Source organism: Brevundimonas sp. (genome assembly GCF_965279155.1).
GTDB lineage: Bacteria > Pseudomonadota > Alphaproteobacteria > Caulobacterales > Caulobacteraceae > Brevundimonas.
Map to the genome: position 1 here is coordinate 1735865 of NZ_OZ257138.1, position 15684 is coordinate 1751548.

16 protein-coding genes are annotated in these 15684 nt (G+C 66.7%); 5 read left to right on the plus strand and 11 right to left on the minus strand.

What is annotated here, in order from left to right; translation table 11 throughout:
• Nucleotides 1-75: 75 nt before the first annotated feature.
• Nucleotides 76-2931: an SEL1-like repeat protein gene (locus ACQY72_RS08290; protein WP_428152943.1), complete on the minus strand. Its 2856-nt coding sequence runs from the start codon at nt 2929-2931 to the stop codon at nt 76-78.
• Nucleotides 2932-3147: 216 nt separating this feature from the next.
• Between ACQY72_RS08290 and ACQY72_RS08295 the strand changes: the two genes are divergently transcribed.
• Together ACQY72_RS08295 and ACQY72_RS08300 are read left to right on the plus strand one after the other, a co-directional pair.
• Nucleotides 3148-3366 (plus strand): hypothetical protein, encoded by a 219-nt coding sequence (locus ACQY72_RS08295; RefSeq protein ID WP_409719058.1) that lies wholly within the window; start codon nt 3148-3150, stop codon nt 3364-3366.
• A gap of 60 nt (nt 3367-3426) precedes the next feature.
• Nucleotides 3427-3924 (plus strand): pyridoxamine 5'-phosphate oxidase family protein, encoded by a 498-nt coding sequence (locus ACQY72_RS08300; RefSeq protein ID WP_428152945.1) that lies wholly within the window; start codon nt 3427-3429, stop codon nt 3922-3924.
• Between the two features lie 57 nt (nt 3925-3981).
• Here ACQY72_RS08300 and argF read toward each other — a convergent pair whose 3' ends face one another.
• The 6 genes from argF to ACQY72_RS08330 all read right to left on the minus strand — a co-directional run bounded on the left by argF (nt 3982) and on the right by ACQY72_RS08330 (nt 9252).
• On the minus strand, nt 3982-4896 hold the full coding sequence (gene argF, locus ACQY72_RS08305) for an ornithine carbamoyltransferase (protein ID WP_428152946.1): 915 nt from the start codon (nt 4894-4896) through the stop codon (nt 3982-3984).
• 181 nt (nt 4897-5077) lie between these two features.
• A complete protein-coding gene (locus ACQY72_RS08310; RefSeq protein WP_428152948.1) occupies nt 5078-6271 on the minus strand; it encodes an aspartate aminotransferase family protein in 1194 nt (397 codons plus the stop codon).
• Between the two features lie 90 nt (nt 6272-6361).
• On the minus strand, nt 6362-6886 hold the full coding sequence (locus tag ACQY72_RS08315) for a YcxB family protein (protein ID WP_428152949.1): 525 nt from the start codon (nt 6884-6886) through the stop codon (nt 6362-6364).
• The gene (locus tag ACQY72_RS08320; protein ID WP_428152951.1) at nt 6883-7386 is read right to left on the minus strand and encodes a YcxB family protein; all 504 of its coding nucleotides are present in this window, start codon (nt 7384-7386) and stop codon (nt 6883-6885) included. The genes ACQY72_RS08315 and ACQY72_RS08320 overlap by 4 nt, the downstream gene beginning before the upstream one ends.
• A complete protein-coding gene (locus tag ACQY72_RS08325) occupies nt 7383-8381 on the minus strand; it encodes a M28 family metallopeptidase (protein ID WP_428152953.1) in 999 nt (332 codons plus the stop codon). Before ACQY72_RS08325 ends, ACQY72_RS08320 begins: the two co-directional genes overlap by 4 nt.
• 40 nt (nt 8382-8421) lie before the next feature.
• Nucleotides 8422-9252 (minus strand): ABC transporter permease, encoded by an 831-nt coding sequence (locus ACQY72_RS08330; RefSeq protein WP_428156690.1) that lies wholly within the window; start codon nt 9250-9252, stop codon nt 8422-8424.
• 279 nt (nt 9253-9531) lie between these two features.
• Between ACQY72_RS08330 and ACQY72_RS08335 the strand changes: the two genes are divergently transcribed.
• Nucleotides 9532-10065 carry a GcrA family cell cycle regulator gene (locus tag ACQY72_RS08335; protein WP_159848688.1) on the plus strand — a complete coding sequence of 178 codons (534 nt, stop codon included), beginning with the start codon at nt 9532-9534 and terminating at the stop codon, nt 10063-10065.
• Between the two features lie 358 nt (nt 10066-10423).
• On the opposite strand, the gene apaG is transcribed toward ACQY72_RS08335, so the two are convergent.
• Nucleotides 10424-10831 carry a Co2+/Mg2+ efflux protein ApaG gene (gene apaG / locus ACQY72_RS08340; RefSeq protein WP_428152954.1) on the minus strand — a complete coding sequence of 136 codons (408 nt, stop codon included), beginning with the start codon at nt 10829-10831 and terminating at the stop codon, nt 10424-10426.
• Nucleotides 10832-10912: 81 nt separating this feature from the next.
• On the opposite strand from apaG, the gene ACQY72_RS08345 reads away from it, so the two are divergent.
• A complete protein-coding gene (locus ACQY72_RS08345; protein WP_428152955.1) occupies nt 10913-11938 on the plus strand; it encodes a 2'-deoxycytidine 5'-triphosphate deaminase in 1026 nt (341 codons plus the stop codon).
• Nucleotides 11939-12077: 139 nt separating this feature from the next.
• On the opposite strand, the gene ACQY72_RS08350 is transcribed toward ACQY72_RS08345, so the two are convergent.
• Nucleotides 12078-13370 (minus strand): MFS transporter, encoded by a 1293-nt coding sequence (locus ACQY72_RS08350; RefSeq protein ID WP_428152956.1) that lies wholly within the window; start codon nt 13368-13370, stop codon nt 12078-12080.
• A complete protein-coding gene (locus ACQY72_RS08355) occupies nt 13367-13843 on the minus strand; it encodes a cupin domain-containing protein (RefSeq protein ID WP_428152958.1) in 477 nt (158 codons plus the stop codon). Before ACQY72_RS08355 ends, ACQY72_RS08350 begins: the two co-directional genes overlap by 4 nt.
• Nucleotides 13844-13885: 42 nt before the next feature.
• Here ACQY72_RS08355 and dapE point away from each other — a divergent pair, with 42 nt between their 5' ends.
• Nucleotides 13886-15073, plus strand: a complete 1188-nt coding sequence (gene dapE / locus ACQY72_RS08360; RefSeq protein ID WP_428152959.1) for a succinyl-diaminopimelate desuccinylase — start codon at nt 13886-13888, stop codon at nt 15071-15073.
• A 142-nt stretch (nt 15074-15215) separates the two neighbouring features.
• Here the strand turns inward: dapE and ACQY72_RS08365 are convergent, their stop codons facing one another.
• The gene (locus tag ACQY72_RS08365) at nt 15216-15671 is read right to left on the minus strand and encodes a hypothetical protein (RefSeq protein ID WP_428152961.1); all 456 of its coding nucleotides are present in this window, start codon (nt 15669-15671) and stop codon (nt 15216-15218) included.
• Between the last annotated feature and the right edge of the window lie 13 nt (nt 15672-15684).

Consider the following 15684-nt stretch of genomic DNA (forward strand, 5'->3'; position numbering starts at 1 on the left):
GTTAAAGGATCGCCGTCAGGCGGGGACGAGGTCGTGACGACACGGGCGACCGATAGCCGCCCGTCGCGCGTGAATCTAGCCCGTCGCCTGCGAAGCGGGTTGGGTCTGGGCGACAAAGGCGTCTGCGGCGGTGCGGGCGGCGCGCTGGGCGGTGGCGCTGGCCGTCGGACGCAGGCGCGTCACGGCGGTTTGGGCCTCGGAGTCGCCGCCGCGCGCGGCGATCATGTACCACTTCAGGGCTTCGGTCGGATTCTTGGCCACGCCGTCGGCGCCGGTCTCGTAGATGCGCGCGACATTGTACTGGCTGTCCGGCAGGCCGCGCTCGGCGGCGTTGAGCAGCCAGGTCAGGGCCTCGGCCTGATTGGTCGCGCCGCCGTCGCCTTCATACAGTTGCATCCCATAGAGATGCATCCCGCGCGGATCGCCGCCCTCGGCCGCACGACGGCCCCACTGACGGCTCAGCGCCGGGTCGGCGGGAACGCCGTTGGCGCCGTCCAGATACAGCTGACCCAGATAGGTCTGGGCTGGGGCGTAACCCAGGTTGGCGGCGCGCTTCATGCCGTCCAGGCCCGTGCTGTCGCCGGCCTCAAGCTTGCCGATAGCCGTTTCGTAGTCGGCCGCGCCGGGACCGGCGAGATCGAAGGTCGGCCGCACGCCGGTCGGAGTCACGGCCGAGGCGGCCAAAGGCATGGCGGGGCCAGCGGCGGGAGCCCCGCCGAAGCTCGGCAGGTCGAAGTCGGGCGCGCCGCCGTCGGTCAGGGACAGATAGCCATAGACGCCGCCGGTCAGGGCGACCGCCGTGACCGAGGCCAGGAAGGTCTTCTTGACGGTCGAGCCGTCCTTGGCCGCCTGCTTGTCCAGCCGTTCCTGCAGCTTGGACTTGCCGCCGCGCTTTAGGCCGAAGCCCGAACGCGGGGCCGGTTCCGGCTCGGGCGGCGTCGTGATGGCGGCGCGGGCGGCGTCGATGGTGCTGCGGGTCGCCGAGGCGCGACCGGCGGCGGCCGCGGCGCCCATGGTGGCGCGAAGCTGGCGCGGATCGACGAACTCGGTCTCGCCGCCGAAATCGTCGTCGTCGTCGGCGTCCAGAACGGGGGCGTCGCGCTTCTCGGTCGAGAAGCCGGGCGAGGTCGCTTCCAGTGCATCCTCGACATCGGCGCCGCCGAAGCCGCTGAAGGGCTGGATGATGGGTTCGACGCCGTCGGGATCGACCTGGCGCGCCGGCGTTTCGTCCGCATCGGCCGTGACCGTGTCGGCTTCAGGCTCGGCGAAGTTGGTCGAGGGGAAAGGCGAGGCTGCGGCGACTTCGGGCGTGACCGGATCGCTGGACCAGGCGTCCTGGTCGGTGAAGGTCTCGTCGGGGAAGGCGGCGGCGCGCCAGTCGCCATCGACGGATGTGGACTGGATCGGCGCCTGAATCGTTGCCGGCGCAGCGCGTTCCAGAACAGGGCGCGACGGGGTCCAGGACGGCTCACTGTCCAGCGGCTTGTCGCGGATCGGCGTCGGGCCGCGCGCGTCGATGCTGTCGCGGGCCTCGGCCAGCAGACGGGCGGTGCGCTCCTCGCTCATCCGCATCCGCTCGGCCAGTTCGCCCGAGGCGCGGTCGTAGCGTTGCTCGATCTTGTCCGAGCTTTCCGACAGGCGCCGGCCGATGTCTTCCAGCGCCTGCTGAGAGCGGCGCTCCGACTGGGCGATGCGGTCGCTCAGCTGGTCCGAGATGCGGGTGATCTCGCCGCCCAGCTTCTCCAGCGCAATGGCATGGCGATCGTCGCTGGCGGTCAGGCGCTGATCGACGCGGTCGACGTGACGCGCAAACTCCTGATCCAGGCGACCGGCGCGACGCGCGACCTCGGTCTCGATGGTCTGGCCGACGGCCTCGGTGACGGCGCGGGCGACGGCGTCGGTGCGACCGTCGCTGTCGGTTTCGACCTTCTGGACGCGGGCGTTCAGGTTGCGGGCGATGCGCAGGACTTCGCGCCCCATGGCTTCCAGGCCCACGGCGCCCTTCTGCTCGGACGTCTTGATCTGATCGCCGACGGCCTGAACGGCGCGTTCGATGCGGTCGATGCGCGCGCCGGTCTCGGCGGCGTCGAGACGCTGCATCATTTCGGCGCGATTGTTCTCGATCTGGCGCGACAGGCTTTCGGCCAGCTTTTCGAACCGGGCGAGATCGCGCGCGCTTTCTGGCTCGACCCGACTTTCGGCCGACCGCATCCGCTGATCCAGCTCGGCGAACGAGCGTTCCAGCGTCTTCAGCGCTTCGGTCGTGCGGTTCTGGGCCTCGTCCAGACGCGCGCCGACCTGGGCCAGCATTTCCGTGCCGACGCCGGGGCCGGCGGCCTTTTCGACCGCCTCCATCCGCTCGCGCAGATCGTTGACGCCCAGACGCTGGCGTTCCTCTATGTCGTACAGACGACCGGTCAGGGCGCCCAGCGAGGCCTCGACCTTGCCGAACGCTTCCTGAGTCAGCGGGCCGGTGTCGCGTTCGAAGGCGCGCAGGCGGCGATGGCCCTCGCGCAGTTCCTCGGCGATGTCGTCGATACGGCGCGCGGCGCCCTGAGCCTCGACATACTGGCCGTCGAGGCGACGCATCAGGCCGGAGACCGCCTGATCCACGCCCTGAATGGCGACGGTCGAGCGGCGCTCTGCGGCTTCCAGACGTGCGGCGATCACATCGATGGAGGCGCTGATCCGATGCCCGTTGTCCTCGGCGACATCATAGGCGTCGTCGAGACGGCGGCTGCGGTTGCGGCGTTCGTATTCGGACGCTTGGGACCGACGCGGCAGGGTGGCGTAACCCTCCTCCTCGTCCTCCATGATCATGGAGTTGAGCCATTCGCCCAGCGTCATGCCGGAACGACGCGCAAGGTCCTTTGCGACCTCACGGGCCTTGGGATCGATTCCCTTAACGCTCCACGGCGCTGCAGCGCTCACTGATTCGGCTCCCGACCCATACGACGCAGGCTATACCGTCAATATCGAGGGTGTAAACTGATGGTTAACCGCAATATCTAGCGGCGGTCTCTCAATCCTGTGGACACCCCTCCAGACGCCGGGATTAGTGAATCATCTCGGTTAACGCGGTGTGAAGATTAACCTCCCGGCAAGGGTTCGCTTGCCAAGCGGCGCGGGCTTCGCCACGTGCGGCGCATGAGCCTGACGACAACCCTCATTTTCCTGGCCCTGGCCCTGGCCGTCATGGTCTTCACCGGCTGGCGCGGAGCGCGTCCGCCCGATCCTCTCAAGGGACCGCGCATGATGCCGTGGCGGTTTCTGATGGTCGGGTCCGCGGCCATCGCCATGCTGCTGCTGATCCATCTGGCGACCTTGTTCGGCGCCGAACGCGCGCCGTGGATTCCCGGAGCTTAGCTTTAGGAACCCGAACCCGGCCGGTCTGTTGATCCTGCAGCTCACTCAAGGAGATGCTGCATGACTGACAAGCTGACCGCCGCCGAGGCGGAAAAGGAATTCTGGAAGAGCCTGAAGGAGTCCAATACCGGCATGCTGGGCCTGGACAAGCCCGGCTATCACCATCAGCCCATGACCGGCTATGGCGAGGACGAGACCGGGACGATCTGGTTCTTCACCCGCGACGACACCGACTTCGCCCGTGACGTGGCCGGCGGCGGCCAGGACGGCATGTTCTGCTATCAGGCCAAGGACGGCAAGGTTCAGGCCTGCATCCACGGCCGCCTGGCCATCGACCAGGACCGTACCCGGATCGACAAATACTGGAACCCCGTCGTCGCCGCCTGGTATCCGGACGGCAAGGACGACCCGCACCTGACCCTGATCCGGTTCAACGCCAACGACGGCCGCGTCTGGGTGTCCGACAAGGGCGCGCTGGGCTTCGGCTACGAAGTCCTCAAGGCCAACCTCACCAAGTCGACGCCCGACGTCGGCGGCGTGTCGGACGTGAAGCTGTAGGCGACCGACGCCATTCAGTCAGAAAGGGCGGACCCGATCGGGTCCGCCCTTTTTCGTTCAGCCGGCAAAGCACCAGGCCAGAACGGCCTTCTGGGCGTGGATGCGGTTTTCGGCCTCGTCCCAGACCAGGGAACGCGGTCCGTCGATGACGGCGTCGGTGACTTCTTCACCGCGGTGCGCGGGCAAGCAGTGCAGGAAGACCGCGTCGGGATCGGCCAGGGCCATCAGGGCCTCGTCCACCGAATAGGATTCGAAGGCCGCCAGACGCGCCTCGTAATCCTGATCGCCCATCGAGACCCAGGTGTCGGTGACGACGACATCGGCGCCCTTGACCGCCTCGCGCGGGTCGCTGGTCAGGGTGACGGCGTTCGCGCCCTTGGCCAGGTCGCGCAGGTCGGGATGGTATTCCGCCGGGCAGGCGACGTTCAGGTGGAAGCCGAACTTGGGCGCCGCGTGCATGAAGCTGTGGCAGACGTTGTTGCCGTCGCCGATCCAGGCGATCGTCTTGCCGGCGATGGGGCCGGAATGTTCCTCGATCGTCTGCAGGTCGGCCAGGATCTGGCACGGGTGGCTGCGGTCGGTCAGGCCGTTGATCACCGGCACGGTCGAGACGCGGGCGAAGCGCTCGACATCCTCGTGGTCATTGGCGCGGATCATCACCGCATCGACCATGCGCGACAGGACGCGGGCCGTGTCCTCGACCGGCTCGCCGCGCCCCAGCTGCATGTCGGCGGCGGTGGCGATGATCGAAGACCCGCCCAGCTGGCGAATGGCCGCGTCGAAGCTGAAGCGGGTGCGGGTCGAGTTCTTCTCGAAGATCATGGCCAGGACGCGGTCCTCGCCCGGCGCATCGGCGTCAGCGCGACCCTGGGGCCAACCCTTGCGGGCGGCCTTGCGGGCATGGGCGTCGTCCAGAATGGCGCGCAGGTCGGCGGCGTCGAGCCGGTGGATGTCGAGGAAGTGGCGGGTCATGGCATCCTCCACCCTCTCCCATTGGGAGAGGGCTTGAGCGCCCGAGAGCCGCAGGCGCTCGGACTTGCGCGAAAGGGTGAGGGTTCAGTCTTGGCCGGCGAGGTACGACCCTCACCCTTTCGCCTTAGCGCATCGCTACGCTCTGCGAGGCTCAAGCCCTCTCCCAATGGGAGAGGGAAGCTCACGCCGCCAGCTTCTCGCGCGCGACCTCACAGGCGCCTTCGAACCGGGCGATGGCCTCGCGGGCCTCGTCCAGCGTCAGGTTCAGCGGCGGCAGCAGGCGCACGCAGTTGTCGCCGCCGCCGGCGATCAGCAGCTGTTGCGTATCGCGCGCCAGGGCCATGAACTCGCGATTGTTCGGCACCAGCTTGATGCCGATCAGCAGGCCCTTGCCGCGCACGTCGGCGATTACGTCGGGAAAGCGTTCCTGCAGGCCCACGAACTGCTGTTTCAGATAGCCGGCGATCTCGTTGACGTTGTTCAGGATCTCGGGGCTGTTGATCAGGCTCAGCGCCTTTTGACCGACAGCCATGGCCAGCGGGTTGCCGCCGAAGGTCGAGCCGTGGACGCCCACCGTCATGCCCGAGGCCGCCTTGGCCGACGCCAGGCAGGCGCCGATGGGGAAGCCGCCGCCCAGGGCCTTGGCCACCGCCATGATGTCGGGCGCCATGCCGGCCCATTCATGGGCCCACAGCTTGCCGGTCCGGCCCATGCCGCACTGGACCTCGTCGAAGATGATCAGGACGCCGTGTTCGTCGCACAGGTCGCGCAGGCCACGCAGGCACTGGTCCGGCATGGCGCGGCAACCGCCTTCGCCCTGGACCGGCTCGACGATGATGGCGGCGGTCGTGGGGTTGGCGATGGCGGCCTTGATGGCGTCATGGTCGCCCCACTTCAGCTGGTGGAAGCCCTGCATCGGCGGGCCGAAACCCTCGGTATAGCTGGGGTTGGCGGCGGCGTTGATCGCGCCATAGGTCCGGCCGTGGAACGAGCCGTCGAAGCCATAGATGTCGATCCGCTCGGGCGCGCCGTTGGCGGAGTGATATTTGCGCGCCGTCTTCAGCGCGCACTCGACGGCTTCCGTGCCCGAGTTGGTGAAGAAGACCACGTCGGCGAAGCTCGACTCGCACAGCGCGTCGGCCAGGGCTTCCTGGCCCGGAATGCGGAAGATGTTGGACACGTGCCACAGCTTCTCGGCCTGGTCCTTGACCGCCTGGACCAGTTCGGGGTGGGCGTGGCCCAGGCCGTTGGTCGAGATGCCGGCGACGCAGTCGAGATATTCGGTCCCGTCGGTCGCCCACAGACGCGCGCCTCGGCCGCGTTCCACTTCCAGCGGCGCGCGATTGTAGACACCCATCAGATGTTCAGTGGACACGGACCAAGACCTCCAAAAGCGATACGGCCCCGCCGCGAGCGCGACGGAGCCGGATTGATACGGACAGGCGTTGTCGGATTAGTGACGGTGTTAGTCAACACCGGCGCCGAGCACGCCTTTCGCCCGCACGTCGGCGACGATGGCGCGAACGGCGGCGATCTGATCCGCATCCAGAACCCGCAGCGGCAGGATGAAGTTGCTGTTCGGCGTCAGGGCGAAGACCAGCCGATCCTTTTCCTCCACCACCGCGACCAGACTGCGCCACCCGACACGACTTTCGAAGTCCGCGCCTGCGACGGCGATACCCTGTCCATCGATGCGCCAATCGACCGGCCGGCGTGCAATCGGAAGCGCCCGGCTCATCGCCATGACCTTGTGATGCGCCAGGGCGGTCAGGCCCACGAACCCATACAGGCCCACCATCTGAAGCACGAATATCCACACCAGCATATCCGAGCGCACATTGAGGCTCAGCCCCATGGTCGCCAACACCACGACGACGAAGAACAGCATCGGCAGGGTCGCCCAGCGACGGATGCTCGGCCACGCCCGGAGCGCGGCCCGACCTTCCTTGGGCGTCGGCTGGACGCCACGAACTTCCACGACATTGATCATCGGGCGAACGTCCGCGTTGCGATCAGGTTCTCCAGAGCGCGGACCTGATCGGCGTCGAGCAGCCGGCGCGGGAGGACAGGGTTGAAGCCGGGCAGAATCAGGAAGACGAACCGATCAGCCTCGACCCGCACATCCTTGATGGCCCGCCAGTCATAGAAGCTGGACTGCAAAGACGCCTCCTGGGTCAGGCCCCGGTCGTCCAGAGTCCAACGCCACACCGGCTTTCCGACAGGCGCCCGTTTTTCCACGCGCGCAATCACGCAGGCGACCAGTTTGACGCTCAAGGCCCAGGCCAGATAGGTCGCCAGCAATGAGACGATCAGCAGCAGCGGCGGAAAGGCGTTGTCGCTCGACTTCAGGGCGGCGAGACCAAACAGGCCGAACCCGATGAAGCCGACCCACAGCGGCAGGTTCATCACCCAATGAAGCCGGCCCCAACCCTTCCTCAACGGCCGCAGCTCATGCGCCGTGGGCTGAACCTCCTCGACGACGATGGTCACTGAGCGCTGGGGACCGGCGCCGGGGCGGCAGGGGCGGTCTCGGCGGCGACGGCGGCGTCCTTGGCCTGGATTTCGACCAGGCGCTTGTCCAGGGCCAGACCCAGGTCGGCGATGAACAGGCCGAAACGGGCGACATCGACGCCCTTCAGATACGACAGCCTGTCCTCAGTTGAGTGGATGCGCTGGAACACCGGCGGCACGAAGCCTTCCTTCAGGCCGTTGTTCTCGCCGCCGTTGAAGGCCAGCCACATCTGGTGGGCGCCGACCGCGTCCTGGGTGCCCATCGACACCACCGGAACGCCGGCCGCCGAGAAGGCGCGGTCGTCGCTGGGCGGATAGACCGGATAGGGCATGCAGTCGAAGCCGCGCTCGGCGCACAGGCTGCGCAGCGTCTCCAGCACGAAGCCCGATTGCGGGCCGTTGTTCTCGCCGTACATCACCGTCTGGCCATAGGCGGCGACGTCGGCGTTGATGACGGCGGCGATCCGGTCCTTGCCGTGTTTTTCCAGGAAGGCCTTGGCGCCCAACAGGCCCAGCTCTTCCTGGTCGGTGAAGACGAAGACGAAACGGTGGGCGACAGGCTGGCCCTCCAGGCCCATCTCCAGCGTCTTGGCCGCCTCCATCATCGCCATGACCGAGCCGACATTGTCGACGATGCCTTGCGACAGCGTGCCGTCGCGCAGCTTCACCGCGTCATAGTGGGCGGTCAGGACGATGTCCTTGGCGCCCTCGCCGACCGTAACGACGACATTCGCGCCCTCCATCGGGCCGGTGGCCTGGTTGCCGCCGGCGAAGACCTGGATCTCGGGCGTGAAGCCCAGCGTGGTCAGCATGCCGACCAGGACCTGGGTCCGTTCGGCGTTGGTGGGCTTGACGAACTGGGCGGCGCCGGCGGCGATGTCGGGGCGATCGCCGGCCTGGGGCGTCGCCTCCTGGGCAAACGCAGGGACGGCGGCGAACAGCGCCGTGGCGGCGACGAGCGAACGGAACAGCATGGCGGACCTCTCGGGGGAGCGATCCTCAAAAGGTAGCGATCTAGCTCTTAAGGCGCCACCCCGAGCGGAACACCAGCCAGCAGACGACGCCCATGACGACCATCAGCACGGCCGAACCGACGACCCCGACCGTCAGATTGCTCTCAGCATGGCCGATGAAGCCGTAACGGAAGCCGTCGATCAGATAGAAGAAGGGGTTGTAGCGGCTGAGCGAGCGGAACGGCTCAGGCAGGTTCTCGACCAGATAGAAAGTGCCCGACAGGAAGGTCATGGGCATGACGATGAAGTTCTGGACCGCCGACAGATGGTCGAACTTCTCGCTCCACAACCCCGCCAGCACGCCCGTCATCCCCATGACGAAACAGGCGGCCAAGGCGAACCAGACGATGGCGAAGATATTGGCGATCCCCAGCGGCGCGAACGGCAGGACGCAGATCGCCGTCACCAGACCAACCGCCAGGCCCCGCGTCGCGGCGCCCAGGGTGAAGCCCAGCGTCAGCTCCAGCGGACTGAGCGGCGGGGTCAGGAAGTCGGTGGCCGTGCCCATGATCTTGGCCTGGATCAGGCTGGACGAGGCATTGGCGAAGGCGTTGTTCAACATGGCCATCATGATCAGGCCGGGCGCGACGAACAACGCAAACGGCGTGCCGTGCAGCGGCGGCCGCGCGTTCTGAAGCGCCACCACGAAGACCAGCATATAGAGCAGCGTCGTCACCACCGGCGCCGCCACCGTCTGGGCGCCCACCTTCCAGAAGCGCCGCACCTCGCGCAGATACAGCGTCTGCACCCCGATCCAGTTGACCCCCGGATAGCGACGCGGCTGCGGCAAACCGGCGGGGCGGGTGGAAATCAGATCGGGGGTCTCGGTCATGGCCCGCCAGATGCGCTCGACGGCCTCGCTTCGCAAGGCCGGGGTGACGGGTGATTGGTGAATCGTGACGGTCTCTACGCAGTCGCCTGACTCACGATTCACGCGTCACCCCTCACCAATCCGCCTTAACCTTAACGATGATTCAATATCTGGTTTCTGTGGACGATTGATTCGCACATCTTGCGTCTCTTAACGGCTGGTTTACGATTAGTTGTAGGTCAAGACCCCGGAGGGGGAGCCTGGACCTAGATATTGAATCCAAACTCGCTGGAGGGTGGCATGACCGCAGGCTGGACCGACGACCGCGTAGGCGCGCTGAAGAAGCTCTGGCTTGAGGGCCAGTCCGCGAGCCAGATCGCCAAACAATTGGGCGGCGGGGTCACCCGCAACGCCGTGATCGGCAAGGTGCACCGCCTGGGCCTGTCGGGCCGGGCCGCGCCGTCGCAGCCGGCGCGCACCGTCGCCGCGACCTTCCGCACCGCCCGTCCGCGCCCGGCGCCGGCCGCCCCGGCCCAACCCTCGGCCCCGCGCCGTCTTGAGGCCGTCCAGCCCAAGCCGGTCCAGGCCGCCGCCCCGGTCCCCGCCCCGATCCCGGACCTGCCGGGCACCGCGACGGTGATGACCCTGGGCGCGCACATGTGCAAATGGCCGATCGGCGACCCGTCGTCGCGCGAGTTCAGCTTCTGCGGTCGCCGCTCCTCGGAAGGCGTCTATTGCGTCGAACACGCCCGCGTCGCCTACCAGCCGCAAGTCCGTCGCGGCTCCAAGGAAAGCGGTTCCGACCTGGCCCGCAGCCTGCGTCGCTACATCTAAGGGCGCTACGCTCACGACGCGGTCGCTCGCTGCTTGAGCGCCGCGCTTCGCGCGGGTCATTTCCGCGTCACAGATGCTCTTTAGGGAGCCGACTTCCCCCTCGCCGGTTCGCGCAAGCGGCCGGCGAGACTTCAGGGGCGGGGCTGCGGTTCATCCGGGTTGACGCAGCCCCATCCGCTTTTTCCGCTTTCGTCATCCTCCGACAAGTCGCCCCTTGGCGACGCAGATCGGGGGACCCAGCGGCGCCGAAGGCGATGCATCCGCCGCACTTAGTTGGAAGCAAGTACGCGACAGGTTCGCGCTCTCGCGCGCCGCTGGGTTCCCCGGTCTCGCTGCGCTCGCCGGAGAATGACGACAGCTAGTTCAACACCCGCCGCGCGTCGGGCGTATCGAGCGAAAAGGCCGGAATCTGCGCCTCGAAACTGCGGCCCTCCGCATCCGTCATATAATAGGCGCCGACCATCGACCCGCTGTCGGTGCTCAGCGGACAGCCCGAGGCGTAGGCGTAGCTGCCGCCCGGCTCGATCACCGGCTGTTCGCCGACCACGCCGGGGCCGCGCACCTCTTCGACATGGCCGTGGCCGTCGGTGATGGTCCAGCGGCGCGCCATCAGCTGCACCGTCGATCCGGTCAGGTTTACGATCTCGATCTGATAGGCCCAGACCCAGCGGCCTTCGTCGGGATCCGACTGACCCGCCAGATAGCTGGGCCGGACCCGGATCAGGATGCCGTTCGATTCGGCGGTATAGGCAGGACCATCGTGCATGGGCTATATGCTCGCCCCGCCGCGCGCGGGCTGCAAGCGCGACTTGGAGACAAGTCGTGAAAACCGTGTGAGACAGACGCCATGAGCTCCTTCCAAGCGCCCCGTCCCGGCATCCTGCCCGCCCAGTCCATCGAGACGCTGATCGCCACGGGCGCCATCACGTCGGACACAGAATTCGATCACGACCAGGTCCAGCCCGCCAGCCTGGACCTGCGCCTGTCGGACCAGGCCTGGCGCGTTCGCGCCTCCTTCCTGCCCGGCCATCGCAAGGTCGAGGAGCGGATCGCCGACGTGGCCATGCACGCCATCGAGATCACGCCCGCCGGTGTCGTGCTGGAAAAGGGCTGCGTCTATATCCTGCGCCTGCAGGAGCGGCTGAAACTGCCCAAGGGCCTGATCGCCCGCGCCAATCCCAAGAGCTCGACCGGCCGCGTGGACGTCTTCGTGCGCCTGCTGACCGACCAGGGCGCCCGTTTCGACGACGTGGCCGAGGGCTATGACGGGCCGCTCTATATGGAGGTCGCGCCCCAGACCTTCTCGATCCTGGTCCGGCCCGGCACCCGGCTGAACCAACTGCGGCTAAAGGCCGGTGATCCGCCCAAGCTGGAGACCCGGTCGGTCGGCGTGGATCTGCAAGGCGGCGACATCGTCGGCTTCCGTGGGCGGCGCCATGCCGGGGTGGTCGATCTGGACCATATCGACGGCCATGACCCGCGCGACTTCTGGGAGCCGCTGACGCTGCGGCGTGGCGAACTGCTGCTGGATCCGGGCGAGTTCTACATTCTGGCCTCGTCCGACGCCGTCGAGATCCCCGTCGATCAGGCCGCCGAGATGACCCCCATCGATCCGTCGGTGGGCGAGTTCCGCGTCCACTACGCCGGCTTCTTCGACCCCGGTTTCGGCACCGACGAGGCGCACGGCGCGGGATCGAAAGGTGTGCTGGAAGTCCGCACCCACGACACCCCCTTCCTGCTGGAACACGGCCAGATCGTCGCCCGATTGGTCTATGAACCTCTGACCGAACGCCCCAGCCGCCTGTATGGCGAAAGCGGCAGCCACTATCAGAACCAGGGCTTGAAGCTGTCGAAGCATTTCAGGGTGTGGTGACTTCTCCCTCCCCTTCATGGGGAGGGGCGGCGCAGCGAAGCGCAGCCGTGGTGGGGCAGTCAGGACCTCGCTCGCGCCCCTTCGGGCCCCACCCTGATCGCTACGCGATCGTCCCTCCCCATAAAGGGGAGGGAGAAGCTCAAGTCAGCTTGTCGGCCTTCCTGAGCCCTGGGAACATCGTCGCCCAGGCCCCGGTCGCGGCCAGCGCCCCGAACCCGCCGAACACCGCCGCCCCGACCGCGCCCAGCAACCGGACCATGACCCCCGAATAGGCCTCGCCCAGTTCGTTCGAGGCGCCGATGAACAGCATGGAGACCGACGACACCCGGCCGCGCATATGGTCGGGCGTGGCCAGCTGGATCAGGGTCTGGCGGATATTGACGCTGATCATGTCGGCTCCGCCGCCGATCAACAGGGCCAGGGCGCTGATCCAGACGATCTTGGACAGGCCGAATGTGATCGTGCAGATTCCGAACACCGCCACCGCCGCGAACATCCAGCGACCGCCGTGCCGCACGATGGGGTAACGGCTCAGATAGATGGCCACGGCCATCGCCCCCACCCCGAACGACGCCCGCAACAGGCCGAAGCCTTGCGGCCCGACATGGAGGATGTCGCGCGCGAAGATCGGCGTCAGCAGGGCCACGCCGGCGAACAACACCACGATCAGGTCCAGCGAAATGGCGCCCAGCACGATCTTGGTCTTGTAGACATAGGCCAGCCCCTCCTTGACGGACTCGATGGGCGACAGGGGATTGGCCTGGGGCGCGGGCTTCCCGCTGGTGCGGATCAGGATGAAGGCCGCGACCGCCAGCAGGAACATGCCCAGCGACACCGCATAGGCCAGGGGCACATTGACCCCCACGATCACTCCGCCCAGGGCCGGACCGGCGATGGCCCCGGTCTGGAAGGCGATGGACTGGGCCGCGATGGCGGGCGGCAGAGCCTTGCGCCCGACCACCATCGGCAGGAAGGCCTGGCTGGCCGGCGCCAGAAACGCTCGCGCCGCGCCGAACAGGGCCGCGACCGCCAGCAGTCCCCACAGCGGCGGGTTTCCATGCAGCGCCATGGCCAGGAAGGAGCCCGCACAGGCCGCCTCCACCAGGATCGAAATCCACACCGTGCGCTTGCGATCGCGCCGGTCGGCCATGGCCCCGGCGGGCAGTGTAAAGGCTAGCAGCGGCAGGAACTGACACAGGCCGACCAGCCCCAGATACAGGCTGGCCTCCTCGATCGGATGATCCCGCCTGGCGATCTCATAGACCTGCCACAACAGGGCCGAGGACTGGATCTGGATCGCCAGCACGGCGACCACGCGCCCGAACCACAGCAGGCGAAAATCACGGATCCCCCACGGGCTGGACGGCCCCTCAGGGGGAGCAGGAGCAACGGGCGAGGCGGCGGGGCCGGCAGCTATGGATTCTGTGGTCACGTTCTTCGAGACTGTTTCGGATAGGGCGAGCCGTCGCGGTGGAAATAGCCGTCGACGCCCGCGTGGAGCACCATGTCGATGTCGGGATAGTCGCAAGGCGTGATCGTGGGGCTGCGAGTCCCGACCTCAATCAGCACCGCCTCGCGGCCGGATCGATTTTCGATCTTGTGGCCATTCGGCACGCCCGCCTTGAACCCGGCGCAGTCGCCGGCGCGCAGGATGGTCTCGCCGTCCTCCTCGATCAGGACCACCTCGCCCTCGACCACCATGACGAACTCGTCCTCGGACGCGTGCCAATGCCGCTGGCTGGACCAGGCGCCGTCGGGCAGGCGCAGCAGGTTGACGCCGAACTGGCTCAGCCCCGCTGCATCGCCCAGCTTCCAGCGGCGACGCGGCTTGCACGGGTCGGCGAACTCTTCGGGATAGGTCGTGCCGTCGCCTCTCGGCGCGCTGTCGATGTCGATCTTGGGCATGGGCCTTCTCGCCTTGGCGCGTTTTCCCTAAAGCATAGCCGCATGAGCCGCGCATCAACTCCCGTAATCGATCCTGTCGAACTGACCCGCGACCTGATCCGCATTCCGTCCGTCACCCCCGCCGACGAAGGGGCCATGGATGTGCTGGAACGGCATCTGACGGCCCTGGGCTTCACCTGTCGCCGGCTGGCCTTCGAGGGGCCGGGAGGCGAAGGGGTCCATGCGCGGATCGAGAACCTGTATGCGCGGCGCGGGACCGCCTCGCCCAACCTGTGTTTCGCCGGCCATACGGACGTGGTCCCGACCGGCCCCTCGGACCAATGGTCGTCGCAACCCTTCAACGCCGAGGTCAAGGACGGCGTCCTGTACGGCCGGGGCGCCGTGGACATGAAGGGCGGGATCGCCGCCTGGGTCGCCGCCGTGTCCCAGGTGCTGGCGGATGGAGAGCCCGAAGGCTCCCTGTCCTTCCTGATCACCGGCGACGAGGAAGGCCCGGCGCTGCATGGCACCAAACGGGTGGTCGAGACCCTGGCGGCCGAGGGCGAGGTCATCGACGCCTGCGTCGTCGGCGAACCGTCCTCGTCACAGCATCTGGGCGACATGATCAAGGTGGGTAGGCGCGGCTCGCTGAACACCTGGATCACCGTCACGGGCAAACAGGGCCACGTCGCCTATCCCGAGCGCGCGGCCAATCCCGCCCCGGTGATCGCGAAACTGATGGCGCGGCTGAACGACCATGCGCTGGACGACGGCTATGAGGGTTTCCCCCCGTCCAACCTCGAAATCACCACCATCGACATCGGCAATCCGGCGACCAACATCATCCCGGCCGAGGCCAGGGCGCGGCTGAACATCCGCTTCAACCCCAGCCACACCGGCGACGCCCTGATCGACTGGCTGAACCGCGAGGCCGGCGCCATCCAGGCCGAGACCGGGCTGCAGATCCGCCTGGAGCACCTGTGCTCGGGCGAGGCCTTCCTGACCGAGCCGGGCGCCTTCGTCGCGGCGGTGCAGGACGCGGTCGAGGCCGTCGTCGGTCGCCGCCCCGAGGCCTCGACCACCGGCGGCACCTCCGACGCCCGCTTCATCCGCGCCCTGTGCCCGGTGCTGGAGCTGGGCCTGGTCGGCCAGACCATGCACCAGATCGACGAACGCGTGCCGGTGGCGGAGCTGGAGACGCTGACGGCCGTCTATCGCCGGGTGATCGAGACGGTGTTCGAGCGGTTGTGAGGTAAGCAGTCAAACATCGATCGTTGATCGGCCCATTACCAACATTTCGATCTGCGAAATGTTGGTAATGGATGGACAGATTTTATTCTTACGTTCGCGGCGCAACCGGACTTCAGCCGTAGCATGCATGTGCGTCAACTAGCTAGAAAGAGCAGATTTCCTTGTTCAGGATTAATGTCTCCACGTAGCCAGTTTGAGGTATGGTATAGCTATACCGATAAATCACCCCTCTTTCAACGAATGGCTTAGCCGTCTCACAACTCGAAGAAATCATCTGCGGCACGCTAATCTTGAGATCCTCAGCGTCCATTCCAGAAACTTCAACAGTATAGTGCATCTCCCGATCGATGTAAGTTAATCTCGTGAACGTAAATCCCTGCCCCGCGTCAAGCGGAAGGCTCGCCTGCTGTGCTCGAACTCGCTGCTGAATGAATGCATCGAGCTCAGCATCACCAGCGGGGACAAGTTGCGTTGAGGCGGGCGCAATCGCGAGAGCGAAGAGAAAAATTAAGTCGATCAAAATAACCTCCCGGCAAAATAACTTCCCGGCCATCGGCGAATGGCCGTCGTTATAACAACGTCTGTTGAGAACCATCAACAGCGATCATATC